The following is a 23,935-nucleotide window of genomic DNA, read 5'->3' as shown; positions in this document are numbered from 1 at the left end:
CTTGTGCGGCTCGCGGGGCGTGGGAATACTAGCCCGGTGACCGCACTGGAGGCAGTGGCCGTCCACCTACCCGGCCCGGCCGTGCCCTTGGAGGCGGTCGGGGAGCGGATCGGACTGACCCCGCGCCAAATCTCCCTCTTCCGCCGCTTCCACGGCCTGGACCAGGTGTGCCTGGATCCGGACGGGACGCTGTACGACCTACTGGCCGGCGCCCTCGGCGCCCTGACCCAACTGCGCGGCCGGGAACACCTGGTCCGCCACGTGCTGTACGCCCGCAGCATGCCGGTGGCCCTCCCGTACCCGCTGGACCCGATGCCCGAGCTGCTCCGCCGCTTCGGGCTCGGCCACGCCGAGCACTTCTCGATCTCCCACCACGCCTGCGCCGGCAGCCTGCTGGCGGTGGACCTGGCCGGCCGCCTGCTGGCCGCCGACCCGGACCCGCAGGCCCTCGCCCTGGTGCTGACGGGTGAGAAGACCTTCACTCCGGACGCCCAACTCGTGCCGGAGACGGCGGTGTTCGCCGAAGGTGCGGCGGCCTGCCTGGTCCGGGCGGGTGGCGGACCCGGCGAGGTGCTGTCCTACGCGGTGCGCCAGCTCGGCGAGTTCGACGGCCGCTTCGCCGAGGACCCGGAGCTGCTCAGCCGCTACCAGCGGGCCTACCCCGAGACCATGGCCGAGGTGATCCGGACCGCCGCCGAGCGGGCCGGCATCGAGCTCGACGAGCTCGCGCTGATCCTGCCGCACAACGTCAACCAGGTGTCCTGGCGGCGCCTGAGCCGGGAGTTGAAGCTGCCGATCGAGCGGGTACTGCTGGACAACGTGCCCACAGTCGGGCACAGTTTCGCCGCAGACGGGTTCATCAACCTTCACACCGCCGTCGCCAAGGGCCTGCTCCGCCCCGGTGACCGGTACATGATCGCGGCCTCCGGCCTCGGCGCCACCTTCTCGGCGATGACCGTCCGGCACTGACCGCCCGGCACCGGCCCGCCCGGTGCCGGTCGTCCGCCACCGACCGGCCGAGCCCCTTCACTTCCGGGTGCTCCCACGTCCGCCCGCGCTGACCACACCGCGCTGCTCCGCCACCTCCGATGGGATGTACACGATGGACGACACCACGACCGCCCTCGACCCGGTCCTGCGCGGCCGGGTGCTGGAGAGCATCGGCACCCTGCTGCCCCGGGTGCTCCGCCGCGAGCTCACCGAAATCCCGGAGAACGCCTGCCTGTTCGACGACCTGGGCCTCACCTCGGCCGGCACCCTGGAGCTCATCCTCGAACTGGAGGAGGCCCTGGACGTGCAGGTGGACGTCGAGGAGATCGGCGAGGACGACCTGCGCTCGGTCGCCAGCCTCGCCGACTTCGTGGCCGGCCACACCATCACCGAGGACTGAGCCGTGCAGCCGCGCCCGACCGGCCGGGGCGGCCTGCGGATCAGCCGGGCCGTGCACCGCCGCTTCGACGGCCGCTCGGCCGCCTCGCTCGATCCGGACCTCCGACGGTTCGCCGCCGACCAGGCCCGCCCCTACGGGCTGGCGCTCCGTGAGGACCTGCTGTCCGAAGGCGTCGGCCACACCTACGCCGAGATGGGCGAGGCGCTGCTCGACGACCTGGCCCTGACCGGAGACCGGCTGACCGAGGACCGCCCGGCCGATCTGCTGCTGCTCGCCTTCGACGTCCCCGACGTCCAGCCCGGCCTGGCCAACACCCTGCGGCTCAGCCGGGCCTGCCCCGGGCAGCCGCTCGCCTTCGCGATCGGCGACCAGGGGCCGCTCAGCCCGTTCACCGCCCTACGGATCGCCGACCGCTACGCCCGGACCGGCGCCTGCGAACGCGCCCTGGTGCTGCTGCTGGAACAACCCGCACTGCACTACCGGCCACCCGGGCCGGTCGAGCTGCCCGAGCACGCGGAGGGGGTCCTGCTGCTCTGTGAACAGACGGATGACACCAGGACCCTGACGGTCGATCAGAGCGAGTCCGCGCCGAGGCCGGCGCCGGCGCCGGGTCCGGAGGCCTGGCGCTCGTCCTGGCCGTACCCCGAGCCGCCGCCCCCGGCGGACGCCACCACCGGCCAGCCGCTCACGGGAGCCTGGACGGCGGTGCTCGCCGGCTGGCACGGCGAGGGCCCGCTGCTGGTCCGGGGCACCGACCGCCGCACCGGCCGCACCGCCGAGCTCCACCAGCCGTGAACCCCGCGCCGTGAACCCCGAGCCGTGAACCGCGCTCCGTGAACCCCGCGCCGTCGGCCCCGTCCCGGAGCCCACGGCGGAGCGTTCCCGCTCCACTTCCCCGACCGCACCCCAATCAGGAACACAGGTACAGCGGATGACTGACCTTCGGACGGCTGACCCTCGGACGGCGGAAGCCGCGACCCTGCTGCCCACCGACACCCCCGGTGTGGTGCTCTACTCGGCCGGCTTCGAGCGCCTGATCGCCGACCTGCGCCTGGGCATCGAGGCGCTCGGCGCCGACGAGCCCTTCGAACGGCTGGCCATCCCGCCGGTCATCTCCCGTGCCCTGGTGGAGCGGGCCGGCTACGCCAAGGCCTTCCCGCACCTGCTCGGCACCGTGCACAGCTTCACCGGCACCCCCGCCGAGTGGCGCGAGCTGGCCGAGACCCCCGACTGGCACCGCGAGCAGCGGATCGGCGACCTGGTGCTGCTCCCCGCCGCCTGCTACCCGGTCTACGCGACCCTGGAGGGACGGGAGTTGGCGGCTCCCGCCCGCTTCGCGGTCTCCGCGCACTGCTTCCGCCAGGAGGGCAGCGCCGAGCCCGGCCGACTGCGCAGCTTCCGGATGTCCGAGTACGTGACCGCCGGGACCCAGCAGCACTGCGAGGACTGGCGCTCCGCCTGGCTGGCCCGGGTGGCCGAGTGGCTGCGCGCGATGGACCTCAAGGTCTCGGTGGAGGTGGCCGACGACCCGTTCTTCGGCCGGGCCCGCAAGGTCTTCCAAGCCGCCCAGCGCGCCCAGGAGTTGAAGTACGAGCTGCGGGTGGAGGTGGCCGACGGGCTGGTCCAGGCGATCGCCTCCGCCAACTGCCACAAGGACACCTTCGGCACCGTCTTCTCCTTCACCGCCGACGGCGAGGCCGGCCACACCGCCTGCGCCGCCTTCGGGCTGGAGCGGATCGCGCTCGCCCTGATCCACGCCCACGGCCCGCACCCGGCCGACTGGCCCGCGCCGGTCCGCGCCGTGCTCACCGGCGCGGTGTCCGCCACCGCTCAGGCCGCCGGGGCCGACCGATGACCGTGGTCACCGTCCGGTACGACGGCACGAGCACCGGCGAGGGGCCGGTCACCCTCGGCCAGGCCAACATGATCCTGTGCATCCGCCGGGACGACCCCGACCAGATCAACAAGCACGCGGTGTGGCCCGTCCCGCCGGGCGCGACCGTCCCGGAGGCACTCGGCGCGCTGCGCCGCCTCGCCGAGCGGCACGAGTCGCTGCGCACCACCTTCGCGGTCGACGGCCGGCAGGCGGTGCACGCGGCCGGCAGCTTCGAGGTCACCCTGGTGGAGGCCGGCCCGGATGACCAACTCGACGCGAAGGCAGACGAGTTGGCGCGGCTCGACCGGCCCCGGCCGTTCGACCTGGCGGCCGACTTCCCGCTCCGCTTCACCCTGCTGACCCAGGACGGGCAGCCCGCCCGGCTGGCCGTGGTGGTCTGCCACACCAGCGCGGACGGGGCGGCCACCTCGATCCTGTTCGAGGAGTGGTACACCCTGCTCTCCGGTGCGGAGCTCGCCGCGCTGAGCGCGCCCACCCCGCTGGAGATCGCCGAGGCGGAGCACTCGGCGGCCGGGCGCCGCCGCACCGCCGCCTCGCTGAAGCACTGGGAGAAGATCCTGCTGACCAGTCCGGCGGCGGTCTTCGCCGACTCCGGACTGACCGGCCCGGCCGACCAGTTGGCCACGCTGGCGATCCGGTCCCAGGAGGCCGCCCGGCAGCTCGAAGCCGCCTGCGCCCGCACCGGGGCCAGCCACTCCAGCGTGCTGCTCGGCGTCTTCGCCGCCCTCGTCGCGCACCGGGCCGACCAGCCGCAGCTGGCCATGGCGGCCCTCTCGGCCAACCGGCACCGGGCCCAACTCGCCACCCACGTCGGCACCCTGGCCCAGGACGCGCTGATCGCCCTGGACGCCGGGGTGGGCGACCTGGACGAGCTGATCGGCCGGACCAAGGCCGCCGCCTTCGCCGGCTACTGGCACAGCACCCTGGACGCGCCCCGGATCTGGGAGCTGGTCGAGGACGCGGCCCACCAGCGCGGCGCCCGGTGGAACCGCCAGGTGGTGGTGAACGACCTCAGCCTGACCGTCCCCGAGGCCGCCGCCCGGGCCAGGCCGCTGCCGACCGCCGAGCCGGAGCTCAGCTGGTACCCGGACGAGCCGGTGCCGGTGCGGGTGATGATGAACATCTGGCGGGTCAGCGAGGTGGTGGAGATCTCCCTGCACACCTGCCCGCAGGTGCTCGACCGGCAGGAGAGCGAGCTCTTCGCCTGCGGCCTGCTGAAGCTGGTCGCGGCGGTGGCCGAGGGCCCGGTGGAGCTCTCCCGGCTGACCGAGCTGACCGGCCTGGAGCGCCGCGTGCGGGTGGGGGAGTGGGAGGAGGTGGACGGCAGCCGGATCGACCTGGCGGCCGTGCGCACCCTGCTCGCGGACGCCCTGGGTGCCGATCTCGCGGCCGAGGTGGCGGTCCGGGACGGCCGGCTGACGGCCTGGCTGGACGCGGGTGACCGGCCGCTCACCCCGGCCAAGGTGCACCGCGCGGTGGTCGCCGCGCTCCCGGGGCGGGAGACGGCGATGGCACCGCAGTACTACGTGCTGCGCGGGGCCGCCCCGGCCGAGGGCAGCGGCCGGGAGACCGGCCCGGCCGCAGTGGCGGGACTGCCCGGCACACCGGTGGGTGCGCTGGGCTGACGGACGGTCGGCCCCCGCTGCGCCCAGGGGGAGTGCAGGAGTGAGGCCGACAGCACCGCCGGACGTGACGTGCGCCCGCGGCCCCAGGCTCGACGCCTCGGGGCCCGGGCGCTCACGCGTGGGCTCAGGCCTGCTGGGCGGCCCAGAACTCCTCGAAGTTCAGCTGGCCATCCTTGCTGGTGTCGGCCTTGTTGATGACCGCCTGGGCGACCGTCTCGGTGACGTAGGGGTCACCGAGCTCGGCCATCGCCTTGCTGTACTCGGCAGCGGTGATGAAACCGTCGCCGTCCGCGTCGAAGCGCGCGAAGACCTGCTTGGCGTTCTCGATGTCAGCCATGTCTGCCCCTCCTGGAATGGGTCGTGGTGCCCGTACCCTATCGGCCCGCCCGGCGGCCGGGTGCCGGACCCCCGGATCACGACGCCCCAGGTCAGGAGTGTGGTCACCGGCCCGCTCGGAGCGGGGGCTCAGCCCCGGAGCACCTGGGCCAGGAAGGCGTCCAGATTGGCCACCGTCCGGGCGATCTGCTCCTCCACGGTCAGCGATTCGGCCACCCGCTCGGCGGAGGCGGTGCGCTTGCGGCCCCGGACGTAGAGCGAGCAGGCCAGGTCGGCGCAGACGTAGGTGCCGACCGTGCTGCCCTCCCGCCCGGCCGCCCCGGCCCGGCGGGCGGCGAGCAGGGCGACGCCGGTTCCGGTGTGCGAGGTCAGGCAGAGCGAGCAGAGGTTGCTCTTCAGCGAGGAGCGCCGCACCGTCGGCACCCGCAGCGTCACGCCGACCGGGCCGTCCTCGGACGGGGCCACCAGATAGGCCCGGTCCGGCGCGCCCGGGTCCCGCCAACCGAGGAAGTCCAGGTGCTCCCAGGGGAGTTCGGCCAGCCCCCGGGGCAGGTTGAGCCGACCCGCCTCCCCCTTGGTGCAGTTGACGAAGGAGGCACGGATCTGCGGCTCGGTGAGTGGGTCCATGGGTTCGGACGCTAACACCCCGGTTCGGGCGGTGTCGTCCGGTTTTCCGCACCCTGCCGGTCGGTGGCCGTGGCCCCTAGGGTGGGGACCATGATCAGACACCTGGAGTTCGACCGGCTGCGCAACTTCCGTGACCTCGGCGGCTATACGACCACCGAGGGCCGACGGGTGCGGCCGGCCACCCTCTACCGCTCGGACTCGCTCGGCAAGCTGACCACCGAAGCCGACCTGGCCCGGTTCGCCGCCCTCGGCATCGGTACCGTGATCGACCTGCGCTACCCCTGGGAGATCGAGCGCGGTGGCCGCGTCCCGGACTTCCCCGGGCTGACCTTCCACAACCACAGCATCGAGCACCACCCCTACGACCAGGCGGCCCTGGGCGCCGACGTGGACCCGGCCGTCTACCTGGTGGACAAGTACCTGGAGGTGGCCGAGGAGGGCACCGCCGAACTGCGCCGGGCCCTCCAGGTGATCGCCGACCCGGCGGCCGGCCGCACCGTCTTCCACTGCGCCTCCGGCAAGGACCGCACCGGCATCGTCGGTGCCCTGGTGCTCACCGTGCTCGGTGTCCCCCCGGCCACCGTCGAGGAGGACTTCGCCCTGACCAACCTCGCCACCGACGCCCTGGCGGCCGACTGGCAGGCCAAGTACGGCCCGGGTCCGCTCTGGCCCGGCTACGGCCAGGCGCCCGCCGCGCTGATCCGGTCCTTCCTGGCCGAGTTGACGGCCCGTCACGGTTCCGTGGCCGGCTACCTGGCCGGGCCGCTCGGTCTCGGGGACGAGTACGTGGCGGCCCTGCGCGAGCGGCTGCTCGAACCGCTCGCGCCGTAGCGGTCCGCCGGGAAGTCCACCGGGAAGTCCGCCGAGCGGTCCGGAGCGCAGCGCGGTGCGGCACACGGCCGTGACCGCGGGTGGTCGAATCGGGGTCCGTGCCGGAGCGGGGGGAGCGAGGCGCCGCGTCGCCGAGGCGGTGCTCGATCCGCTGCGCCTACCGCTGCCTCCGCCCCCGGCGGGCGTCCGACTGACCACCCTCGCCGCCGAACCCGACCCCGAGCGGGCGGCCCGGGCCCTCCACCGGCTCTACCTGGAGACCCTTCCCGACAACCCCGGCTTCGTCGACGCCCTGCCCGACTTCGCCGACTGGCGCGAGGAGGTGCTCGACGGTCCGGGCCACCGCCCCGACTGGATCTTCCTGGGCCTGGCCGAGGACGGCCTGGCGGGCGCCACCGTCGTCGAGCAGACCGAGTCCCGAGGCCTGGCTCACGTCTCGTACACCGCCGTCCGGCGATCCTGGCGTGGCCAGGGCCTGGCCGGCGCGCTCAAACTGACCGCTGCCCACCACCTCGCCGAGGCCGGTGTCCGCCGGATCAGGACCGAGGTGGAGGCCGCCAACTCACCGATGCTGTCCGTCAATTCCACCCTCGGCTACCAGGCCGTCCCCGGCGGCCACCACCGGACGGTGCTGACCTTCTGAGCCCGAGCGCCCGGCTCACCGCCGGGCCGCGACGGCGCTGCGCAGCCGCTCGGCGAGGGCGGCCCGCTCGTCGTGGGTGTAGGCGAGCACCCCGTTCTCGAAGCCGAGGGCCTCGAACTGCTGCCGCTCGTACGGCACTCCGTGCGGGAGCCGGGCGATGTGCCAGTGCAGGTGGCTGTTCCCGTCCTGTGAGCCGAGCGAGAACAGGTAGGTGCGCTCGCCGCCGAGGACCTCCTCGGCGGCGAGCGCCACCAGCCGGACGGTCGCCAGGAGATCCAGGTACTCCCGCTCGCTCAGGTCGGTGACCACGTGCTCCAGGTGGCGCTTCGGCACCACCAGCAACTTGCCCGGGAGCACGGGCCACTTGTCGAGGAAGGCGAGGTGGTGTTCGTCCTCGTGGACGACCTCGTGCGCGTACTCCGGGTCCCCGGCGACGAACCGGCAGATGAAGCAGGGGCCGCGCCGGGCGTTCTCGGTGTAGGTGGCCACGTCCATCGGTTCGCGTTCCACGGTGTCCCCTCCCGCTGCGGCCCCGCCCGGACGGGCAGCCCGCCCGACGTTCCACCCTCGACCGTCCGCCCGTCAAGGGCGCCTCACCGACCGTCAGAGCTGCTGCCGGGCGGCCCGCTCGACCGGCGGCCCGTTCGTCCGGCGGCCCGGCTCTTGCGGCCCGGGTCCTGCGGCTCAGCCGGTGCGGAGCACGCGGAAGCCGTCGGGCAATGCCGGGTCCCGCTCCGCCACCTGTACCGGCGGCCAGGCCCACTGGCGGACGCCGACGCCGGGCACCCGGGAGAACCGGACGGTGCCGCGCGTGCCGTCCACCGCGAGCCCCGACCACCCGGCGGCGACGGTGGCGCGGTCCGCCCCGTGGCCACGGAGCGCTCCCGCGAGGACGGTGACGGCGTCGTGGCCCTCGAAGGCGACGAACGAGGGTGCGGCAGCCAGCCGTTGACGGAGCGTGGACTCGACCCTCGCCTGCCGGGGGCCGGGACGCTCGGGCAGGTAGCGCAGGAAGGGCACCGAGTCACCGTCCGCGCCGAGTAGCCCGGCCCACTCCGCGAACTCCGGCTGCCCAGCCGGTGCGCCGATCAGCAGCCCGGCGAGACGGGGGTCCCGCCGGACGGCGCGGACGACCGGGACCGCCGGGTCGGGGAAGCCACAGAGCAGCAGCAGGGCGGTGGCGCCGCTCCGGGCGACGGCGGTGAGGTCGAGCGCGCGGGCGTCGAACTCGCTCACCACGCCGTCGCGTTGCTCGAACGCGGTGCGCAGGAGGGCGGTGCCGGCGGCCCAGTAGACGCTGGGTTCGACCGCCACGGCGAGATGACGGTGCCCGGCGGCGAGCAGGTGATCCCCGTACACCCGCCACGCGTGCGACTGTGCGGGCGCGAGCCGGGCCACCCAGTCGGTCGGACCGTCGGTGAGCGCGTCCAGCACGGCCGAGGAGCAGAGGAACGGCACACCGAGCCGATCGGCCCGCGCGGCGGCGGCCCGGGCGGCCACGCTGTGGTACTCGCCGACGATCGCCGTCACCCCCAGCCCGGCGAGCTCCGTCACCGCGGCCTCCGCGCGCTGCGGGTCGGCTGCGGTGTCCCGGACCGTCAACTCCAGCCGCCGCCCGCGGACTCCGCCGGTGGCGTTCACCTCCTCGACCGCGAGTTCGGCTCCGGCGATCAGGTGCCGGCCCGCCTCGACCCAGCCGGGGCGGGAGAGCGGCGCGAGCGCGCCGATCCGGATCGGCGGTTCAGTGGGGTCGGCTGCGGTCGTGGCGTTCATGCGGTGCGGCACCTTCCTGGGATGGGTGATCGTGCCCCGCCGAAGGGGCTGCTGCTCGGTGGCCCGCCTTCACCCGGCCGAGGTGGCCGGGGGCGGCCCGGCCTCCAGGATGACGGCCGTGCCCGCCACCGACCGGACCTCGTGCATGGTGATCTCCTGACCGGGCCGGAGCCGCCGCCACCGCGCGGCGTCCAGCGGTGCGAGCCGCACCGGGGCCTGCCCGCCGGGCTCCAGCTCGGGTGCGTACTCCACCCAGAGCCGGGCGATGTGCAGCACCGGTCCGCCGTCGGCGGACCGGTCACCGATGTCCCACATCGGTCGCAGCACCCCGGCCCCGGCGACGGGCGTGCGCCGGGTCGCCTCGGCGGCGGGGCGGAGGGTGAGGCGGGCGCGGATGATCCCGTGGCGGGCCTCGTACGCACGCCAGTGACACCAGGCCGTGCTCCGCTCCAGCCGCAGCTCTTCGGCGGCGGTGGCCAGGCCCTCCCAGAATCCGGGCGGCAGCGCGTGGACGTCGCCGAGCTCCTCCAGCAGACCGAGGGCCACCTCCCACTCGTCGTGGGCGAGGTACTCCCAGACGTCGCCCACCGTGAGGTCGTTCTCGGTGGCGATCCGCTCGGGCACCAGGAGGGAGGCTGCTTCCAGCAGTTCGGGGACGTCCATGCTCTCGATTCTGGCCCACGGCGTCCCGCCCCCGGCCGCCGGGCCCGCCCCCGCCGGTCGGCGCGACCACGGCCCCGCGCTCAGGGATGAGCTGCTCACCGTGAACTCCTCGCGCCTGTCCGGCGTGCCGACCCCGTGCGGCGAGGTGGAGACGTGACCAGCCCACCGCTCCCCGTCAGGCCGTCGTCCTCGGCGACGGTGCAGGCCACGGTGACCGCCACCGGATACGCCGTGTCGGGGCCGAGCCCACCCGTCGCCGCGAAGATCGGGGCCTCATCAACCAGTGACCAGCGCTGCCCCGCCGCAGCGGTGAACCGGACTCGACCACCCCGGGCCACGGCTCGTCGTCCACCCAGCGGACTGCCTCACACCGCAACCCGGCCACTAACGTCCCCCATTTCCCGACCGAGCAGAGCGTCAGCATGCCGCGCGCCCCGGTCCTGCCGACGTGACGGCCCTCAGCCGGCCGGCCGCGCGCCCCGGAGCGCGGCGGTGAGGACGGCCGGGGCCTCGACCAGGGAGGGGCCGTACCAGGTGAGGTGACGGCCACTCACCAGCGCTGCGGGCACCCCCGGGAACGCCTCGGGCCCGTCGTCCGCCGTGAAGCGGTAGGGCTCGTCCGGGAGCACCACCAGGTCGGGCCGCTCGGCGCGCAGCCGCTCCACCGGGATGGCCGGGTAGCGCTCGGGGTGGTCGGCGTGGACGAGCTCGACGCCGAGCCGGCGCAGCACGTCCCCCGCGAAGGTGTCCCGGCCCAGCACCATCCACGGCCGCCGCCAGATCGGCACCACCGCCCGCAGCCCGGGGCCGCCCCCGTCGTCCGGCAGGTCCGCCCAGGCGCGTTCGGCCTCCGCCAGCCACCCGGGCCGCCCCAGCCCCAGATCCTCCGTCAGCAACCGGCCCAACTCCGCGAACGCCTGCGGCACCGACCGCACCTCGGTCACCCGCACCGCCACCCCGGCCGCCCGCAGCGCAGCGATGTCCGCCGCGCGGTTCTCCTCCTCGTTGGCGATCACCAGATCCGGCCGGAGCCCCACGATCCGCGCCACGTCCGGATTCTTGGTCCCCCCGACCCGCACCACGTCGAGGTCGGCCGGCTCACTGCACCAGTCGGTCACCCCGACCAGCAGCTCCCGCCCCGTAGCCGCCACCGCCTCGGTCAACGACGGCACCAGCGACACCACCCGCATCGTCATGCGGCCACGCTACCCGTGCGGTCCGAGCACCGGGCCCACCGGACGTCGGTACGGTTCGCCGGGTCGGGGGGAAGGTCACACCAGTCCGAGCCCCTCCGAGAGGCCGGCCACCACGAGGGCGACGGCTTCTTCCGGACTCTCGGTGCGTCCGACCAACTCCCCGCTGCTGCGACGTACCCCGTACCGCCGCTCGTCGTGCGGGAACAGGCCGCACCCGACCAGCCCTCCCCAGTGGCCGAACCCGACCTGCCTGTTGTCGGAAGGCTCGATCCTGGTGGTGAACCAGACGTTCAAGTGGCTGGTGATCGGAGTCAGTCGGCGGAGCGCCGGCTGGGCGTATGCCGCCGTCAACAGCGCTCCGTGGCGAGTGAACCGGCCCCGCTGCGAGGTGTGAAGGCTGTCGAGCTTGACCTGCCACACCAACTCGACCGCACCGAGCGGCTCCTGTTCGTGTGCCAAGGCCCACGGGCGGAACGAGATGCGCGGGGCCCGGGCCCGAGTCTCCGCCAGCCCTGCCCCGCTCAGCCACACCGCCGTCGCCCTGACCACTTCGGCCGGTTCTGCGATCCATCCACCGGCCATGGTCACGCCGTGGCTCCCGAGGGCCGTCCAGAAGCCCCCGTCCTGTTCACCGGGTGGATACGTCTCCCGCCGTCGTGAGCCCTCGATCGGCTCGCAGGGCGGAAGCACCGTCACCTGTCGGCCGGTCCCCTCGTCGCCGTACTTCGCGATGCCCGAGAACGCAGGATCCGGCTCGGGCAGTACGACTCCGAGGCCCTCTGCCGTACGCCTCAACTGGTCGCCGATCATCATGCTGCCCCCTGGCACCCGCTCGCCCCCGCCCCTGCCTCCCACCCATTGTGCGGCAGCCGCCGGTCGGCCAGGTCGGGACAGCCGGGACTACTGCGCCGGAATCCGCCCGCACATCACGTTGCCCGGCTCCGACGGGTCGGCGCTGATCCAGAACTGCGCCCAGAGCAGGGCGAACTCCGGCCGGCTCAGGAAACCGTCCCCGTCCAGGTCGAGGTGGTCGAAGACGTCCTCGGTCTCCACCGTCCGGCCGTGCCAGACGTCGATGAGCCGGCGGTGCTCCTCGCGGGAGATCCGGCCGTCCCCGTTCTCGTCCACGGCGTCGAAGACGGTGTCCGCCGTGGCGGTCACCGTGCCCCGGATGGTGGGGAGTTGGTCGACCAGGGCGAGCATCTCGTCCATGTCGACGCGGTCGTCGCGGTTGGTGTCGGCCACCGCGGCCAGGTGGTCCCACCAGCCCAGCAGGAACGCCTCGACCCGGGCGTGCAGCTCTGAGCTCCGTTGCACGGCGGGGAGTTGGCTCCAGCGGACCACCAGCGCCTCGAAGTCCGCCTTCCGCAGGTAGCCGTCCCCGTCCGCGTCGAAGGCGGCGAAGACGTTGCGGAGCTTGCGTCGCTGGAACTCGTTGGCCATGGATGGACCTCCCTGTGCCGAACCGCTGCGCCAGCAGAACGTGGCGACCTGGCGGTCACCTTAGGTCCGTTGGCGTCGGGGACGCCGGAATTCAGACGGTTTCCAGCGGTATGGCCAGTCGATGTGGTACGCACCGGCCGGGCCGGTGCTGGGGGGCGGTTCCGCAGCCTGCCGCGCCCCGGAACCCGGTCGGTGCAACTCCCGCGCGGATCTGGGACGATGACACCATGGCGGACCAGGAACCGCACAACCAGCCGCAGCCGGCCGGGAGTCGGCGAAGGCAGCTGATCGCCTCGCTCGTCTCCCTCGGCGCCCTCGGGATCGGCGTGCTGCACACCGTCCGGCCGGAGCTGAAGGTGGACGCCGTGACGGTGGTGCTGGCCGTGGTCGCGGTGGTGCCGTGGCTGGGCGAGCTGTTCGAGAGCATCGAGCTCCCCGGCGGCACCAAGCTCCAGTACCGGCAGTTGCAGGAACGGGTGGAGGCGGTCGAGCTGCAGGCCGCCCAGGCCCGGTCCGTGGGCGACGACGCCAGTCGGCAGGCCCGCGTGGCGCTGGCGGCGGCGGGTGGGGAGGGTGTCCGTGGCGGCACCGAACTCGCCGCGCTGATCGCGGAGTTCACCGACCTCCGGCGGCGCGAACCGTCCGGGCCGGCGCGGACCTACCAGCAGGAGCAGATCTTCGTCGAGCTGGCCAGGATCACCCCGGGGCTCGACGCCTTCGACCCGGCCACGGCTCTGCGATCCACCGACGCCGGAGTGCGGCTCGCGGCCTACGCCCGGCTGTACGCCAAGCCCGAGCTGGAGTACTGGCCGGAGCTGGTCGAGGCGGCGCTCGCGGAGCCGCTGGGCTTCAGCCAGTACTGGGCCATCCACGCGATCAACGCGCTGATCACGGTGAGCGGGGTCGGGCACGTCCGCCTCGACGCGGCGCGTCGCCTCCGGGCCCTGCTCCCGCAGCTCCCGCCGGGTGGCGACCGCCACGGGGTGCTGCGGACGGTGCTCGGCCGGATGGAACGCGCGCTGGGCTGAGCGGACCGGTCCCGGCCGACGGGCTGCGCACGAGGAGAAGCAGCAGAAGCAGCCCGCCGACCGGTGATGGGAGGTGGTCAGGCCGCGCCCTCGCCGACCCGGGCCGTGGCCATCCGAGCGGCCCGGGCCCGGGCCCAGCGGAGCAGCAGGACCGCGACCACCGCCGCCATCAGCGCGGCCCTGGCGACCGCCGGGCCGGTGCCGGCGCGGAGGGCCGAGGAGAACAGCGGGGTCAGTACGGCGATCCCCACCGCCGGGCCGGCCGCGTACCAGGCGGCGAAGACCAGCGGGCCGGTGCCGCCACCCGCGCCCTGGGCCGGGGAGAACAGCAGGTCCTTGCGCACCACGCCCCGGCAGGCGTTCACCATCCCGGCCGCGACCAGCGCCGGCGCCGCGGCCGGTGCCAGCCAGGCCACCGCCCCGGCGCCCGCCGCCGCCAGGGCGGCGGCGCAGGCGAGGCCGAGCAGCAGGGCGGCGACGGTCGGGACGACGGCGTGACGGAGCATCAGGCCCGCGAACGGGTACGGGGACCAGGAGGCCCGGCGGACGTCGTCGGTCTCGATCCGGGCGGGCTCCAGCAGCTGGGCCACCGCCAGGTAGCCGAAGACCAGGGCGACGGCGGTGGCGAGCCAGGACAGCAGGCCCTGCGCGCCGTGGGCCAGGACGGCGCAGAACGGTGCGGGCACCGCCAGGGCGACCGCGCGGCCCAGCCGGGCGGGGGAGCGGAGCAGGGCCAGGGTGTCCCGCCACGGGACCACCAGCCACGGCCGTCGCGGTGCCGGGAGCCGGAGCCGGAACTGCCGGGTGCTGCCGTTGGCACTGTTGACGGCCAGTCGGGCGCTGCGCAGCTCCACGGTGCGGAGCGCGGCGAGCACACCGGCGGCGGTCCGGGCCCGTTCGCGCAGGCGGGCCAGCGGGACGGTGGCGGCGGTCCGGTCGGCGGCCACCAGGGCGGCGGCGGTGGAGAGCACCAGCAGGGCGGCGGCCACCCAGCCGCCCGGGACGGCGGCCGGGGTCGGCGCCAGCGCGGCGAGCGCGGCCCAGCCCCACGGACCCGACCAGAGTTCGATCCGCTCCAGCCACGGCACCGGGTGCCCGGCCACGGTGAGCACGGTCTGCGCGGTGAGCGCGAGCACGAGCGCGGTGAGGTAGGGGGTGAGGCGGCGCACCCAGTGCGCGGCGCGGTCGCTGCGCTCCACCACCAGGGCCGCACAGGTGGCCAGCAGCGGGACGCCGAGCCCGCCGAGCAGGCACCAGCCGAGGGCGGCGGGCAGGCCGGTGCGGACGGTCAGTCCGAGGGCGACCATCCCGCCGACCGCGGCGACCAGCCCGGGGAAGGCGGCCACCGCGCAGGACAGCCAGAACCACGGCCGGAGCACCGGGCGCGGCCGGACGGGGTGGGTGAGCAGCCAGTCCATCGCCGCCCGGGGCGGCACCACCGGGCCGCGCCACAGGCCGTCCCGGAGCAGGAGCAGGAAGGTGGTCAGCCCGATGGCGGTGATGCCCGCCGGCATCGCGGCGAGCAGGTCACCGCCATGGCCGGTGTAGTCGGCGCCCATCGACGCCTGGAGGAAGAGGCCGAGGCTGGGCACACCGCCCCAGACCACCAGACCGAGCAGCACGCAGTAGAGCGCGAACCCGACGGACTTGGCGCGGTTGCGGCGGTGCGGCGCGCGCAGGGCGCGCAGCAGCGCGAGGGTCTCGTCCGTCCAGTCGTCGTCCGGCGACCACGGTTCGGGTGCGGTGTCGGGCTCGGCCGCCGCCGGGCTGGTGGGGGTCGCGGTGCTCATCGAGTGCCCCCCGAGCGGGCGGCGCGGCCGGAGCCCGAGCCGCTTCCGGCGTCGGCGCCGGGGCCGTCGGTGGCGGTGTTCGCCGTCGCGGCGGCGGTGCGCGCGGCGTGCTCGGCCGCGAGCACCTGGCGGGGCTTGCCCTGCCTGACCACCCGGCCGTCCTCCAGCACCACCACCCGGTCGGCCACGTCGAGGGCCAGATCGGTGTGGTGGGTGACCAGCAACACCGCGACGCCGTCCGCGAGTTCGCCCTTCAGCAGCTCGGCGAGGTCATGCCGGGCCTCCGGGTCGAGCCGCTGCTCCGGCTCGTCCAGCAACAGCAGGTCACGGGGCCGGACCATGGCACAGGCCAGCAGCAGGGCCTGCATCTGGCCGGAGGAGAGGGCCGAGGGCAGGGCATCGGCCCGTTCGGTGAGGTTGCGGTGGGCCAGCACCTCGGTGATCCAGTCGGCGGCGTCGGCGACCCCGTGCGCGACCGCCACCAGCAGCAGGTGCTCCCGGACCGTCAGATCGGGGTAGCAGGCGACGGTGTCCCCGACCACCGCGACCCGGGCCCGGATGCGGGGGTCGTTCTGGTCCATCGGGAGGCCGTCGAACCGCACGGTGCCCTTGCTGGGCGCGTCCCGCCCGGCCGCGACCCGGAGCAGGGTGGACTTGCCCGACCCGTTGTGGCCGAGCAGTGCGACGCACTCGCCGGGGGCCAGCGAGAGACTCATCGGGTGCAGCACCTCCCGGTCGCCGTAGGAGCGGCTGACGCCGGTCAGTTGCAGCAGGGCCTTCGGGGCCTTGGCAGGTGATCCGGCGGCGTTCTTGGCCATGGGGGAGGGAGCCTTTCGAGGGAGGACCCGCCCACAGTACCCACCGAACCGTCCGGGACCGTCGGGAGGTGTTCAAGGTCTGTTCAAGCTCTGTCCCGGCCGTGCGTCAGGGCGTGCCGCGGTGCGCCCAGTGGACGGCGACGAGGGTGGCCAGGAGGGCTGCCACGACAGCGAGTTGGCTGGTCAGCAGCCAGCCGGCGAGTCGGCGCAGCTGGCGGGCGGCCGGAGCCGGGTACCAGAGCGCCCGGACGGCGGCGACGGTGGCGCCGCCCGCGTGGAAGGCGAGCAGCAGGTGCCCGGCCTCGGTGACGACGAGCAGCAGGAGGAGGTCGAGGACGGCGGTGGCACCGCCGAGCAGGGCCGCCAGGTGCAGATCGGTCCGGTGGTGCGTGGCACGGGGTCTCTCGGTGGTCCGCACGGACTGTCCCCTCGTCATGGTGCACCAGCGCGCGGCGCACCAGCGCGCTGGTGCAGCCGAGCGCGGTGCAACGGAGCGTGGTGCGCAGGCAGGGGGGCGTGGTGGACGGAGCAGCGCGGAGCGGGCACCGGTGCGGACATCGGCGAGCACGTCGAGGCGCGCTTCCGAGTGCACCGGTGCCTGGGCCCGGCCGGGTCCGGCGTTTGCCCCCGTGACGCCCCGTCAGACCGGCCGTACCCAGTGTGGCGGGCGGAGCTCGTTCGTGGGCGTGGGCATGCCCGAACCGAGACCGGAGCGGTACCAGGGGGAGATCGGGGTCACCGGGCGGCGTGGCGGCGGAGCGGAGCGGGTACGCGCATTTCATGGGAATCATCCGACGGAGGAGAGCCGGGCAGCCCGATCCCGGGCCGGACAAGGGGAGTGCGGGCGGCGGGGGCGGGGACGTCGCCGGGCAGCTGGCCGCCCTCTCGGCCGAGATGGAGCGCAGCCTGCCCGACAGCGCCCCGGCCGTCCGGGAGGCGTGGTACCGGCGCAAGGGCAGCCAGCGGGCCGGTGCGCTGGTCGGCTCGCTCGCCACCGCGCTGGCCCGGGGCGGGAAGGCGGCGGCCAAGGGCGCCGGCTACGGCGGCAAGGCCCTCACCGACCGGCTGCTGGACGCCGCACCCCGGATCCCGGTCCGCAGCCTGGCCACCCTCCGGGCCCAGCACCCGAACGCCGCCACCCCCGCCGAACTGGCCGAGCTGATCACCCTCGGCGCCTGCCGCTCCTCCGCCGCCCTCGGCGCCGGGGCCGGCGCGGCCGCGATGATGCCGGTGCCGCCCGCGATGCCGGTGGAGATCGCGGCCGAGACGCTGTCGGTGGCCGCCGTGGAGATCAAGCTGATCGCCGAGCTGCACGAGATCTACGGCGTGCCGGCCGAGGGCACGATGGCGCAGCGCGCCACCGCCTACGTCAGCGCCTGGGCGGACGGCCGGGGCATCGACCGGGCCGTGCTGGTCCGCCCGGCCGGTCTGGCGGCGATGGCGGTCAGCTCCGAGGTCCGCTCGAAGCTGCGCAAGCGCCTCACCCGCAGCACGCTGCGCAAGCTGCCCTCCCTCACCCCGCTGCTGATCGGCGCCGGCCTCGGCGCCACCATGAACCGCCGCGACACCCGCAGGCTCGCCGACCAGGTCCGCGAGGACCTCGCCCGGCGCGCCCCGGCGGACCCGGACTACTGGACGGCCGCCGGCATCTCCGCCGCCGCCAAGCGGAAGGCCCTTGACTGACCGTCGGCTCCGCCCGAGGAGGGCAGTCAGGTACGGGGCGGTGAGGCGTTGAACGCCTCACCGCCCCGCTCCGTCAACCTCCGGGGGAGAGGTGCGGTGTCAGTCCACCGCCGAGCATCTTGAACTGTCGTGCTGTAAAAGCGAGTTCGCTGTGGCTCGGCCTGAGGATCCGGCTCCTGGGTGTGCCCCCGAGGGGCCGGGCGGACTCAGCCGAGCCGGGCGATGACGGCGCGACAGGCGTGCTGCAGCTCCTCGTCCCTCTCGATGCTCCCGAAGAAGCCGCCGCCGCGTTCGGGCCGGTCGAGTTCGGCCCGGAGCAGGGGGAGGGCGGGTGCGGCGGCCGGACCCATCCGTTGCAGGCAGCGCACGACGTCGAGGGCGGTCACGTCGTTCTCCGCCCAGAGCTCCAGCACGGTGGGCAGGAGGGTCTCGGACTCGGCCGGGCCGCCGATGGCCTGGATCGCGGTCGCGGCGTGCATCCGGGGCCACAGGTGGCTGGCTTCCAGCGTGTGCCGCAGACGGGGCAGAGCATCGGCCGCCTGCGCGCCGATCCGGGCGAGGACCTCGGTGGCGCCTTCGTGTTCCGGGGTGTCGATGCAGGCGATCAGCAGGGGGACTGCGGCGGGGTCGTGAGCGATGTCCCAGAGGGACCGGGCCGTGGCGAGGCGGAGGGCCGGGTCCGCGGCCTCCGCGAGCGGTCGGATGGTGGCGAGTGCGGGAGCGGCGTCGGGGCCGATGAGGGTGAGGGCGTGGATGATGGACCTGGCGCCGGCCCACTGCTCCTGACGGATGGCCTCGGTCAGGCCCGAGATCAGCGCCGGCACGGCGGCCGGGTGGCCGAAATCGCCGAGGGCCGCGATCAGTGACGAGGCGTCGGACCAGAACCACTCCTCGGTGAAGTCGATCCCGGCCAGGCGGGGCAGGAGCCTCGGCAGCAGCTCGTCGGCGGCTCGGCCGAGCGGGCCGACCGCCCGGAGGGCACGCCAGTCGTCGGTGCCGGTGTCCAGTGCGGTCAGCAGGCTGGGCAGTGCGCGCTCGTCGCCGAGCCCGGCCAGCGTGGTGACCGCCTCCTGGTGGGCCCGGCGCAGCGCGGGCTGCCGGGCGCACCAGACGTCCGGCCCGTGGGTCGCCCGGTCCGCCGCGACCAGGGCGGCGAGGGCTTCGCGTGCGGGTTCGGCGATGGTGGCGGGGAGTGAGCCGAGGGCGGTGGCGGCCTCGGCCGTGGTGTACGGGTCGTGCGGCAGCAGGCAGTCGGCGAGCAGCAGGACGAGGCCGGTGTGGTCACCGCGCCAGGAGCGGACCAGGGAGTGGGCCATGCCGATGGCGTCGTAGCGGATGGCGCGGTCGGCGCTGCGCAACTGTGCGGTGAGCAGGGCGGTCCGGTCGGAGACCCGGGAGTCCACCAGCCGGTGCAGGGTGATCAGCGGTTCGGTGGTGGGCGAGTAGGCCTGGCCCTGCCGGTCCAGGGTGGCGAGGATGGCGTCCAGCTGCGGGTTGCTGCTCGGCCTGGGCGCGGCTGCCGCCGCCTGGTCGTCGTCCTCGGCCGTGCAGGTGCATTGCTCGCAGGCGGCGGCGCCGGTGGCCGCCGCCGGTGCGCCGGGCGCCGGTGCGCCGGGCGCCGGTGCGGGCCCGGGGTCGAGGGGGAAACGCCCGAGCAGGTCGATCGCCGTGGGGACGAGCGTGGCGTCGATCGTCTGGGGTGCGCACTCCGCGCGGTGAACCAGGGCGGCGAGCCGGAGGCCGGCGTCCGAGACCGGGTCGGCGGCGAGGGTGCCGAGCCAGCCCGTCACCGGGGCGAGTGCGGAGGCCAGCCGTCCGGCCAGGGACGCGGCGGCCTCGACCACCAGCAGGCGTTCCGCCGTGTCGGTCGCGGCCGACAGCCGATCGCGCAGGAGGGCCATCGCCAGGTCACCGTCGTCGAGGAAGTGGCCCAGCGCCGGGATGGCGGCCCGGCGCAGCTCCGGGTCCGGGGCCGCCGAGTACCGGACGAAGTCACCGGCGCGCTCGCGGAGCTGTGCCGCCGCCTCCGAATCGGGCGTGGCTCCGTGGACGGCCGGGTCGTAGCCCTCGGAGTAGAAGGTGAGGTGCTCCAGTGCCGAACTGCCGATGGCGACCAGCAGTCTGACGACGGCGGCCCGGTCGGGTGTCCTGGCGTCCCCGGCCAGTGTGAACAGGTGCGGCACGCTCGCCGTGGTGGAGTCGTACACCGTGCCCTGGTGGAGGGCCGAGCTGTAGAAGCGGCTGAAGCCCTCAGTCCGGACCTCGGGGTCGGGCGAACCCATCTGCTCCAGCCAGTGCGCCACTTCGTCGGCTCGGCCGTAGGCGTGGCTGAGGGACGACCAGTCGGTGCCCTCGCGGTTTTCGATCATGAGCCGCACGTTCGCACGGTGCACCGACAGTCGGTGCCGGGCTCCGTGCGGCGCGGTCGGACCGGTGTCTCCAACTGCCCGGCGGGGCGCGGAAGGTGACGGGGCGCGGGGCGGCGGAGCGGGAGGTGCGGTGAGAAGTATTGACGGTGTGTCTAATAGGGCCTACCGTCCGGCGAGAGGGTGCGCGCGCCGCGTGTGAGCGCCCGTCAGCCGAGAGGAAGGAAGAGGGCCGATGACCAAGGCCGTCCGGACCGCCCCCGAAGCCTGGCCCGAGGAGCGCCGCCGCACCGCCGAGCGGCTGCTCGCCTCCTCGGCCCGGCTCTCCTTCGACCCGCTCACCGAGGTCGACTGGGACGCCCCGCCGATCCCCGGCCGCTACTACTGCGGGCCGCACCGGCTCTCGCTCTACGGCACCGAGCTGTGGCAGGGCCTCGACGAGGAGCAGCGGATCGAGCTGAGCAAGCACGAGGTGGCGAGCGTGGCCAGTCTCGGGATCTGGTTCGAGGAGATCCTGATGCAGATGCTGCTGCGCCACGCCTTCGACCGGGACCCGACCAGCGCGCACGTGCAGTACGCGCTCACCGAGATCGCCGACGAGTGCCGGCACTCGGTGATGTTCGCCAAGATGATCTCCTGGATGGGCGTCCCGTACTACGGCCCGGGACGGCTCTCGCACGAGCTCGGCCGGATCTTCAAGGCGATCTCGACGCACAGTCAGACCTTCGGCGGCACCATGTACGTGGAGGAGATCCTGGACGCGTTCCAGCGCGAGCTGATGAACGACGAATCGCTCCAGCCGCTCACCCGGCAGGTCTCCCGGATCCACGTGATCGAGGAGTCCCGGCACATCACCTACGCCAGGGAGGAGCTGGTCCGCACCCGGGTCGGCCGGCTGCGCCGCTGCTACGAGCAGCTGCTGATCGGCCTGATCATCCACCGCTCCACCCTCGGCCTGATCAACCCCCGGCTCTACGCGGCGGTCGGCATCGACCCGAAGGCGGGCCGAGCCGCGGCCCGGCGCAACCCGCACTGGCGGGCCACCAAGACCGAGATGGCGGCGAAGGCGATCGGTGTCCTCGACCGGGCCGGGTTGGTGGGCCGGACCAACCGCTGGCTGCTCCGCCGTGCCGGGGTGATCTGACGGGCTGGCCGTGGCGGCTCCGGCTTCGGCTCCGGTTCGGATCCGGCTGAGCCGGCCGGGGTGGTCGGACGGCTCGGCCCGGGCCTCGTGGGGCGAGGTCCGGGCCGACGGCCGACGACTGTGACTGGTGGGACGCGGGCTGGGTGCCGGCTGCTCGACGCCGGGTCAGAGCGGGAGCAGCTCCGGGCGCTTGGCCTCCACGTTGTCCCCCGAGGACTCGCCGCGCAGGCGGCGGCCGACCCACGGCACCAGGAACTCGCGCGCCCACTGGAGGTTCTCCCGGCGCTGCTCGGCGGTGGTCGGCTCGGGCACGGCCGGCCAGGGCGCCTCCGGGTCCTGGTCCGGACCCAGCGGCAGGCCGAGCGAGCGGGCGGCCAGCAGGGCCACCCGCTGGTGGCCCTCGGGGGAGAGGTGGAGCCGGTCCTCGCTCCAGGCGCGGCGGTCGTGCACCGAGCGCAGCGACCAGAGGTCGGCCACCGTCAGCCCGTGCCGGTCGGCGATGGCCCGGAGGTGGCCGTTGTAGGTGGCGATCTTGCCGCGCAGCATGCCGAGCACCGGGATGCCGCGGGTGTCGAAACCGGTGCAGATCAGCACCGTCCCGGCGTGCCGGGCCAGCTCCACCACGGCCGCCTCGAACCGTTCGGCCACCGCGTCCGGGTCACTGCCCGGCCGGAGGATGTCGTTGCCGCCGGCGCAGATCGTCACCAGGTCGGGGCGGATCTCCGCGACCCGGGGCACCTGCTCCTCGACGATCTGGTCCAGCAGCCGACCGCGGACCGCCAGGTTCGCGTACCGGAAGTCGCCGAACGGGCGCTGGGCGGCCAGCAGTCGGGCGAGCCGGTCGGCCCAGCCGGCGTACGCGCCGTCCGGGCGGGCGTCGTTGAGGCCCTCGGTGAAGCTGTCGCCGAGTGCCACGTACGAGCTGAGGTCAAGGGTCTCCTGTGTGTCAGCCATGGAGGAGATAGTTCACCTTGTGAACTACCTTACGCGACCGTAGGTGACGGAGTCCCGTGGGTGATCTTGCTCACAAGGCCGGGTCGGAGGCGGGTCGGCCGGGCCAGTGGGCGAGCTGTCGGGTGCTCTCGAAGCGGAGCTCCGATCCGGTCAGGGGGTCGGTGAACTCCAGCGTGTGAGCCAGGAGTTGGAGCGGATCGCGGAAGTCGTCCGGTGCCTGCTCGGGCAGTACGCAGGGGTAGAGCGGATCGTTCGCGATCGGGATGCCCAGGCCGGCCAGGTGGACCCGGAGCTGATGGGTCTTGCCCGTCTCGGGCAGCAGGCGGTATCCGCCCCACCGTCCGTCCCGGGTCAGCAGCTCCACCACGCTCCGGCTGTTCGCCTCGCCCGGCACCTCACGGGCCGTCAGCTCGGTGCGCTCCTTCACCAGACGGTTCTCCACCGTGCACGGCAGTTCCAGCCCAGGACGGTACGGCGCGACGGCCCGGTACTCCTTGCGGACCCGCCGCTCGGCGAACAGCTCCTGGTACGCCCGCCGGTCCTGGGGCCGCACCACGAACAGCACCAGCCCGGCGGTCAGCCGGTCGAGGCGGTGCGCCGGGCTGAGCTCGGGGAGGCCGAGCCGGTGTCGGAGCAGGGCGAGCGCGGTCTGGGTGACGTGCTTGCCGCGCGGAGCGATGGAGAGGAAGTGCGGCTTGTCCGCGACGACGATCCGCTCGTCCCGGTGCACCACCGTGAGCGGGAACGGCACCTCCACCTCCGACGGCAGGTCCCGGTGGTACCAGATCCACGCCTCCGGCACGAACGGCGAGTCCGCCGTGAGGCGGCCGTCCGTGCCGTGGACACCGTCGCCGGGGCCGTCGCCCTCGAACAGCGCGTCCACCGACTCCGCATCCACCGGCAGGAGTTCGCGCAGGTAGTCACGGACCGTCAGCCAGCCGCCGCCGTCCTCGCCCCCGTCCTCGCCCCGGTCCGCAGCCGGGAGCCGACGCCGTACGGGGTCGACGCCGAGCCGCTGCGGCAGGGGGGAGGGCGGGGCGGCGGGGCGGCGTCTCATGGGGCGCCAGCCTAGTCGCTGGGCGGGTAGGTGCAGGTGAGGGCCGTCGCGGGTGCCACTCGCTGTGCTGCTCCCTGCTCGCTGCTCCCTGCACCGTGTCCGGTCAGGTGCGCGACACCCCGCCGTCTCCGGCCGCTGCCGCGTCGGCGCGGTAGCGGGCCAGGTCCAGGCCGAGGCGGAGCAGGCTGCCGCCGAACATCAGCACACCCAGCGGCACGTGCAGGCCCGCCCAGTGCGACACCCCCGCCACCACCTGCAACGACGACAACAGCAGGAACCCGGTCGCGTACAGCACCGGCCGCGCCGACCCACCGCCCGGCCGCCAGGCCAGCACGGCGGCCAGCACGTAGAGCATCGTCGCTCCGTACGTCACCCGGGCGCCCACCGAGTGCAGCAACTCGCCGTAGGAGGTGGTGAAGGCCAGGCCGGCGCTGATCGCCTGGGCCAGGATGGTCGCGGTCTGGAGGCCGACCGCCACCCGCACGAAGGGCTGGAACCTGGGGGTGGGGGTGTGATGGGTCGTCATCGTCAGGGTGGCCATCGCCGTCCGTCCTCTCACCTGTACTCGGCGCCGGGGGTCCGTCCCGGTCGCTCACCCTTCTGACGAAACGGCTCGCCGGAATGTGAGGTCGGTGGTCGCGGCGAGGGTGGTTGCGCGAGGTTCGCCGCTG

General features: G+C 74.3%; 26 protein-coding genes. 11 read left to right on the top strand and 15 right to left on the bottom strand.

The window, feature by feature from the left end; translation table 11 throughout:
• Nucleotides 1-36 precede the first annotated feature (36 nt).
• From ACIRBX_RS02165 to ACIRBX_RS02145, 5 genes are all read left to right on the top strand, one after another.
• Nucleotides 37-969, top strand: a complete 933-nt coding sequence (locus tag ACIRBX_RS02165; protein WP_402293197.1) for a 3-oxoacyl-[acyl-carrier-protein] synthase III C-terminal domain-containing protein — start codon at nucleotides 37-39, stop codon at nucleotides 967-969.
• 133 nt (nucleotides 970-1,102) lie between these two features.
• Nucleotides 1,103-1,390 (top strand): phosphopantetheine-binding protein, encoded by a 288-nt coding sequence (locus tag ACIRBX_RS02160; RefSeq protein ID WP_402293195.1) that lies wholly within the window; start codon nucleotides 1,103-1,105, stop codon nucleotides 1,388-1,390.
• A 3-nt stretch (nucleotides 1,391-1,393) separates the two neighbouring features.
• Nucleotides 1,394-2,185, top strand: a complete 792-nt coding sequence (locus ACIRBX_RS02155) for a hypothetical protein (RefSeq protein WP_402293194.1) — start codon at nucleotides 1,394-1,396, stop codon at nucleotides 2,183-2,185.
• 136 nt (nucleotides 2,186-2,321) lie between these two features.
• Nucleotides 2,322-3,245, top strand: coding sequence for a hypothetical protein (locus ACIRBX_RS02150; protein WP_402293193.1), 924 nt, complete (start codon nucleotides 2,322-2,324; stop codon nucleotides 3,243-3,245).
• The gene (locus tag ACIRBX_RS02145; RefSeq protein WP_402293192.1) at nucleotides 3,242-4,912 is read left to right on the top strand and encodes a condensation domain-containing protein; all 1,671 of its coding nucleotides are present in this window, start codon (nucleotides 3,242-3,244) and stop codon (nucleotides 4,910-4,912) included. The genes ACIRBX_RS02150 and ACIRBX_RS02145 overlap by 4 nt, the downstream gene beginning before the upstream one ends.
• 124 nt (nucleotides 4,913-5,036) lie before the next feature.
• Here ACIRBX_RS02145 and ACIRBX_RS02140 read toward each other — a convergent pair whose 3' ends face one another.
• Together ACIRBX_RS02140 and ACIRBX_RS02135 are read right to left on the bottom strand one after the other, a co-directional pair.
• Nucleotides 5,037-5,249, bottom strand: coding sequence for an EF-hand domain-containing protein (locus tag ACIRBX_RS02140; protein ID WP_402293191.1), 213 nt, complete (start codon nucleotides 5,247-5,249; stop codon nucleotides 5,037-5,039).
• A 128-nt stretch (nucleotides 5,250-5,377) separates the two neighbouring features.
• Entirely contained in the window at nucleotides 5,378-5,875 is a 498-nt protein-coding gene (locus ACIRBX_RS02135; protein WP_402293190.1) for an FBP domain-containing protein, read from the bottom strand.
• 90 nt (nucleotides 5,876-5,965) lie between these two features.
• On the opposite strand from ACIRBX_RS02135, the gene ACIRBX_RS02130 reads away from it, so the two are divergent.
• Both ACIRBX_RS02130 and ACIRBX_RS02125 read left to right on the top strand, forming a co-directional pair.
• Nucleotides 5,966-6,706: a tyrosine-protein phosphatase gene (locus tag ACIRBX_RS02130; RefSeq protein WP_402293189.1), complete on the top strand. Its 741-nt coding sequence runs from the start codon at nucleotides 5,966-5,968 to the stop codon at nucleotides 6,704-6,706.
• A gap of 139 nt (nucleotides 6,707-6,845) precedes the next feature.
• Nucleotides 6,846-7,349: a GNAT family N-acetyltransferase gene (locus ACIRBX_RS02125; RefSeq protein WP_402293188.1), complete on the top strand. Its 504-nt coding sequence runs from the start codon at nucleotides 6,846-6,848 to the stop codon at nucleotides 7,347-7,349.
• 15 nt (nucleotides 7,350-7,364) lie between these two features.
• Here the strand turns inward: ACIRBX_RS02125 and ACIRBX_RS02120 are convergent, their stop codons facing one another.
• The 3 genes from ACIRBX_RS02120 to ACIRBX_RS02110 form a co-directional block, all read right to left on the bottom strand.
• Nucleotides 7,365-7,859: an HIT family protein gene (locus tag ACIRBX_RS02120; protein ID WP_402293187.1), complete on the bottom strand. Its 495-nt coding sequence runs from the start codon at nucleotides 7,857-7,859 to the stop codon at nucleotides 7,365-7,367.
• Between the two features lie 174 nt (nucleotides 7,860-8,033).
• Nucleotides 8,034-9,122: an ABC transporter substrate-binding protein gene (locus tag ACIRBX_RS02115; RefSeq protein ID WP_402293186.1), complete on the bottom strand. Its 1,089-nt coding sequence runs from the start codon at nucleotides 9,120-9,122 to the stop codon at nucleotides 8,034-8,036.
• 69 nt (nucleotides 9,123-9,191) lie between these two features.
• A complete protein-coding gene (locus tag ACIRBX_RS02110) occupies nucleotides 9,192-9,785 on the bottom strand; it encodes a hypothetical protein (protein WP_402293185.1) in 594 nt (197 codons plus the stop codon).
• On the opposite strand from ACIRBX_RS02110, the gene ACIRBX_RS02105 reads away from it, so the two are divergent.
• Nucleotides 9,784-9,942: a hypothetical protein gene (locus ACIRBX_RS02105; protein WP_402293184.1), complete on the top strand. Its 159-nt coding sequence runs from the start codon at nucleotides 9,784-9,786 to the stop codon at nucleotides 9,940-9,942. The two genes, ACIRBX_RS02110 and ACIRBX_RS02105, sit on opposite strands and share 2 nt — an antisense overlap.
• A 301-nt stretch (nucleotides 9,943-10,243) precedes the next feature.
• Here ACIRBX_RS02105 and ACIRBX_RS02100 read toward each other — a convergent pair whose 3' ends face one another.
• The 3 genes from ACIRBX_RS02100 to ACIRBX_RS02090 all read right to left on the bottom strand — a co-directional run bounded on the left by ACIRBX_RS02100 (nucleotide 10,244) and on the right by ACIRBX_RS02090 (nucleotide 12,424).
• Complete coding sequence (locus ACIRBX_RS02100; protein WP_402293183.1) at nucleotides 10,244-10,981, bottom strand: helical backbone metal receptor; 738 nt, start codon at nucleotides 10,979-10,981, stop codon at nucleotides 10,244-10,246.
• A gap of 75 nt (nucleotides 10,982-11,056) precedes the next feature.
• Nucleotides 11,057-11,791 carry a DUF6193 family natural product biosynthesis protein gene (locus tag ACIRBX_RS02095; protein WP_402293182.1) on the bottom strand — a complete coding sequence of 245 codons (735 nt, stop codon included), beginning with the start codon at nucleotides 11,789-11,791 and terminating at the stop codon, nucleotides 11,057-11,059.
• 90 nt (nucleotides 11,792-11,881) lie between these two features.
• Nucleotides 11,882-12,424 carry an EF-hand domain-containing protein gene (locus tag ACIRBX_RS02090; RefSeq protein ID WP_402293181.1) on the bottom strand — a complete coding sequence of 181 codons (543 nt, stop codon included), beginning with the start codon at nucleotides 12,422-12,424 and terminating at the stop codon, nucleotides 11,882-11,884.
• 227 nt (nucleotides 12,425-12,651) lie between these two features.
• Between ACIRBX_RS02090 and ACIRBX_RS02085 the strand changes: the two genes are divergently transcribed.
• Nucleotides 12,652-13,452 carry a hypothetical protein gene (locus tag ACIRBX_RS02085; protein ID WP_402293180.1) on the top strand — a complete coding sequence of 267 codons (801 nt, stop codon included), beginning with the start codon at nucleotides 12,652-12,654 and terminating at the stop codon, nucleotides 13,450-13,452.
• Nucleotides 13,453-13,529: 77 nt separating this feature from the next.
• Here the strand turns inward: ACIRBX_RS02085 and ACIRBX_RS02080 are convergent, their stop codons facing one another.
• The 3 genes from ACIRBX_RS02080 to ACIRBX_RS02070 all read right to left on the bottom strand — a co-directional run bounded on the left by ACIRBX_RS02080 (nucleotide 13,530) and on the right by ACIRBX_RS02070 (nucleotide 16,478).
• Nucleotides 13,530-15,242 carry a hypothetical protein gene (locus ACIRBX_RS02080; protein WP_402293179.1) on the bottom strand — a complete coding sequence of 571 codons (1,713 nt, stop codon included), beginning with the start codon at nucleotides 15,240-15,242 and terminating at the stop codon, nucleotides 13,530-13,532.
• Nucleotides 15,239-16,060: an ABC transporter ATP-binding protein gene (locus tag ACIRBX_RS02075; protein ID WP_402293178.1), complete on the bottom strand. Its 822-nt coding sequence runs from the start codon at nucleotides 16,058-16,060 to the stop codon at nucleotides 15,239-15,241. The genes ACIRBX_RS02080 and ACIRBX_RS02075 overlap by 4 nt, the downstream gene beginning before the upstream one ends.
• Nucleotides 16,061-16,166: 106 nt before the next feature.
• Entirely contained in the window at nucleotides 16,167-16,478 is a 312-nt protein-coding gene (locus ACIRBX_RS02070) for a hypothetical protein (protein ID WP_402293177.1), read from the bottom strand.
• A gap of 362 nt (nucleotides 16,479-16,840) precedes the next feature.
• Between ACIRBX_RS02070 and ACIRBX_RS02065 the strand changes: the two genes are divergently transcribed.
• Nucleotides 16,841-17,743: a hypothetical protein gene (locus ACIRBX_RS02065; protein ID WP_402293176.1), complete on the top strand. Its 903-nt coding sequence runs from the start codon at nucleotides 16,841-16,843 to the stop codon at nucleotides 17,741-17,743.
• A gap of 206 nt (nucleotides 17,744-17,949) precedes the next feature.
• Here the strand turns inward: ACIRBX_RS02065 and ACIRBX_RS02060 are convergent, their stop codons facing one another.
• On the bottom strand, nucleotides 17,950-20,112 hold the full coding sequence (locus tag ACIRBX_RS02060) for a HEAT repeat domain-containing protein (protein ID WP_402293175.1): 2,163 nt from the start codon (nucleotides 20,110-20,112) through the stop codon (nucleotides 17,950-17,952).
• 232 nt (nucleotides 20,113-20,344) lie between these two features.
• Here ACIRBX_RS02060 and ACIRBX_RS02055 point away from each other — a divergent pair, with 232 nt between their 5' ends.
• Nucleotides 20,345-21,253 (top strand): diiron oxygenase, encoded by a 909-nt coding sequence (locus tag ACIRBX_RS02055; protein ID WP_402293174.1) that lies wholly within the window; start codon nucleotides 20,345-20,347, stop codon nucleotides 21,251-21,253.
• Between the two features lie 165 nt (nucleotides 21,254-21,418).
• Here ACIRBX_RS02055 and ACIRBX_RS02050 read toward each other — a convergent pair whose 3' ends face one another.
• From ACIRBX_RS02050 to ACIRBX_RS02040, 3 genes are all read right to left on the bottom strand, one after another.
• The gene (locus ACIRBX_RS02050; RefSeq protein ID WP_402293173.1) at nucleotides 21,419-22,207 is read right to left on the bottom strand and encodes an SGNH/GDSL hydrolase family protein; all 789 of its coding nucleotides are present in this window, start codon (nucleotides 22,205-22,207) and stop codon (nucleotides 21,419-21,421) included.
• Nucleotides 22,208-22,277: 70 nt separating this feature from the next.
• Complete coding sequence (locus tag ACIRBX_RS02045) at nucleotides 22,278-23,264, bottom strand: pseudouridine synthase (protein WP_402293172.1); 987 nt, start codon at nucleotides 23,262-23,264, stop codon at nucleotides 22,278-22,280.
• 103 nt (nucleotides 23,265-23,367) lie between these two features.
• On the bottom strand, nucleotides 23,368-23,805 hold the full coding sequence (locus ACIRBX_RS02040; RefSeq protein ID WP_402293171.1) for a hypothetical protein: 438 nt from the start codon (nucleotides 23,803-23,805) through the stop codon (nucleotides 23,368-23,370).
• Between the last annotated feature and the right edge of the window lie 130 nt (nucleotides 23,806-23,935).

Origin of the sequence: Kitasatospora sp. NPDC096147 (assembly GCF_044763225.1) — a bacterium.
Lineage (GTDB): Bacteria > Actinomycetota > Actinomycetes > Streptomycetales > Streptomycetaceae > Kitasatospora.
Note: the sequence above shows the minus strand (reverse complement) of the source record. Positions and strands in the feature narration are given on the sequence as shown.

Excerpts from the sequence above, each read along its gene's own strand:
- ACIRBX_RS02130 (WP_402293189.1), top strand. The coding sequence starts at position 5,966 with ATGATCAGACACCTGGAGTTCGACCGGCTGCGCAACTTCCGTGACCTC.
- ACIRBX_RS02095 (WP_402293182.1), bottom strand. The coding sequence starts at position 11,791 with ATGATCGGCGACCAGTTGAGGCGTACGGCAGAGGGCCTCGGAGTCGTA.
- ACIRBX_RS02090 (WP_402293181.1), bottom strand. The coding sequence starts at position 12,424 with ATGGCCAACGAGTTCCAGCGACGCAAGCTCCGCAACGTCTTCGCCGCC.
- ACIRBX_RS02045 (WP_402293172.1), bottom strand. The coding sequence starts at position 23,264 with ATGAGACGCCGCCCCGCCGCCCCGCCCTCCCCCCTGCCGCAGCGGCTC.
- ACIRBX_RS02110 (WP_402293185.1), bottom strand. The coding sequence starts at position 9,785 with ATGGACGTCCCCGAACTGCTGGAAGCAGCCTCCCTCCTGGTGCCCGAG.
- ACIRBX_RS02060 (WP_402293175.1), bottom strand. The coding sequence starts at position 20,112 with ATGATCGAAAACCGCGAGGGCACCGACTGGTCGTCCCTCAGCCACGCC.
- ACIRBX_RS02115 (WP_402293186.1), bottom strand. The coding sequence starts at position 9,122 with ATGAACGCCACGACCGCAGCCGACCCCACTGAACCGCCGATCCGGATC.
- ACIRBX_RS02085 (WP_402293180.1), top strand. The coding sequence starts at position 12,652 with ATGGCGGACCAGGAACCGCACAACCAGCCGCAGCCGGCCGGGAGTCGG.
- ACIRBX_RS02080 (WP_402293179.1), bottom strand. The coding sequence starts at position 15,242 with ATGAGCACCGCGACCCCCACCAGCCCGGCGGCGGCCGAGCCCGACACC.
- ACIRBX_RS02145 (WP_402293192.1), top strand. The coding sequence starts at position 3,242 with ATGACCGTGGTCACCGTCCGGTACGACGGCACGAGCACCGGCGAGGGG.
- ACIRBX_RS02055 (WP_402293174.1), top strand. The coding sequence starts at position 20,345 with ATGACCAAGGCCGTCCGGACCGCCCCCGAAGCCTGGCCCGAGGAGCGC.
- ACIRBX_RS02135 (WP_402293190.1), bottom strand. The coding sequence starts at position 5,875 with ATGGACCCACTCACCGAGCCGCAGATCCGTGCCTCCTTCGTCAACTGC.
- ACIRBX_RS02150 (WP_402293193.1), top strand. The coding sequence starts at position 2,322 with ATGACTGACCTTCGGACGGCTGACCCTCGGACGGCGGAAGCCGCGACC.
- ACIRBX_RS02100 (WP_402293183.1), bottom strand. The coding sequence starts at position 10,981 with ATGACGATGCGGGTGGTGTCGCTGGTGCCGTCGTTGACCGAGGCGGTG.
- ACIRBX_RS02105 (WP_402293184.1), top strand. The coding sequence starts at position 9,784 with ATGCTCTCGATTCTGGCCCACGGCGTCCCGCCCCCGGCCGCCGGGCCC.
- ACIRBX_RS02065 (WP_402293176.1), top strand. The coding sequence starts at position 16,841 with ATGGGAATCATCCGACGGAGGAGAGCCGGGCAGCCCGATCCCGGGCCG.
- ACIRBX_RS02160 (WP_402293195.1), top strand. The coding sequence starts at position 1,103 with ATGGACGACACCACGACCGCCCTCGACCCGGTCCTGCGCGGCCGGGTG.
- ACIRBX_RS02040 (WP_402293171.1), bottom strand. The coding sequence starts at position 23,805 with ATGGCCACCCTGACGATGACGACCCATCACACCCCCACCCCCAGGTTC.
- ACIRBX_RS02050 (WP_402293173.1), bottom strand. The coding sequence starts at position 22,207 with ATGGCTGACACACAGGAGACCCTTGACCTCAGCTCGTACGTGGCACTC.
- ACIRBX_RS02140 (WP_402293191.1), bottom strand. The coding sequence starts at position 5,249 with ATGGCTGACATCGAGAACGCCAAGCAGGTCTTCGCGCGCTTCGACGCG.
- ACIRBX_RS02075 (WP_402293178.1), bottom strand. The coding sequence starts at position 16,060 with ATGGCCAAGAACGCCGCCGGATCACCTGCCAAGGCCCCGAAGGCCCTG.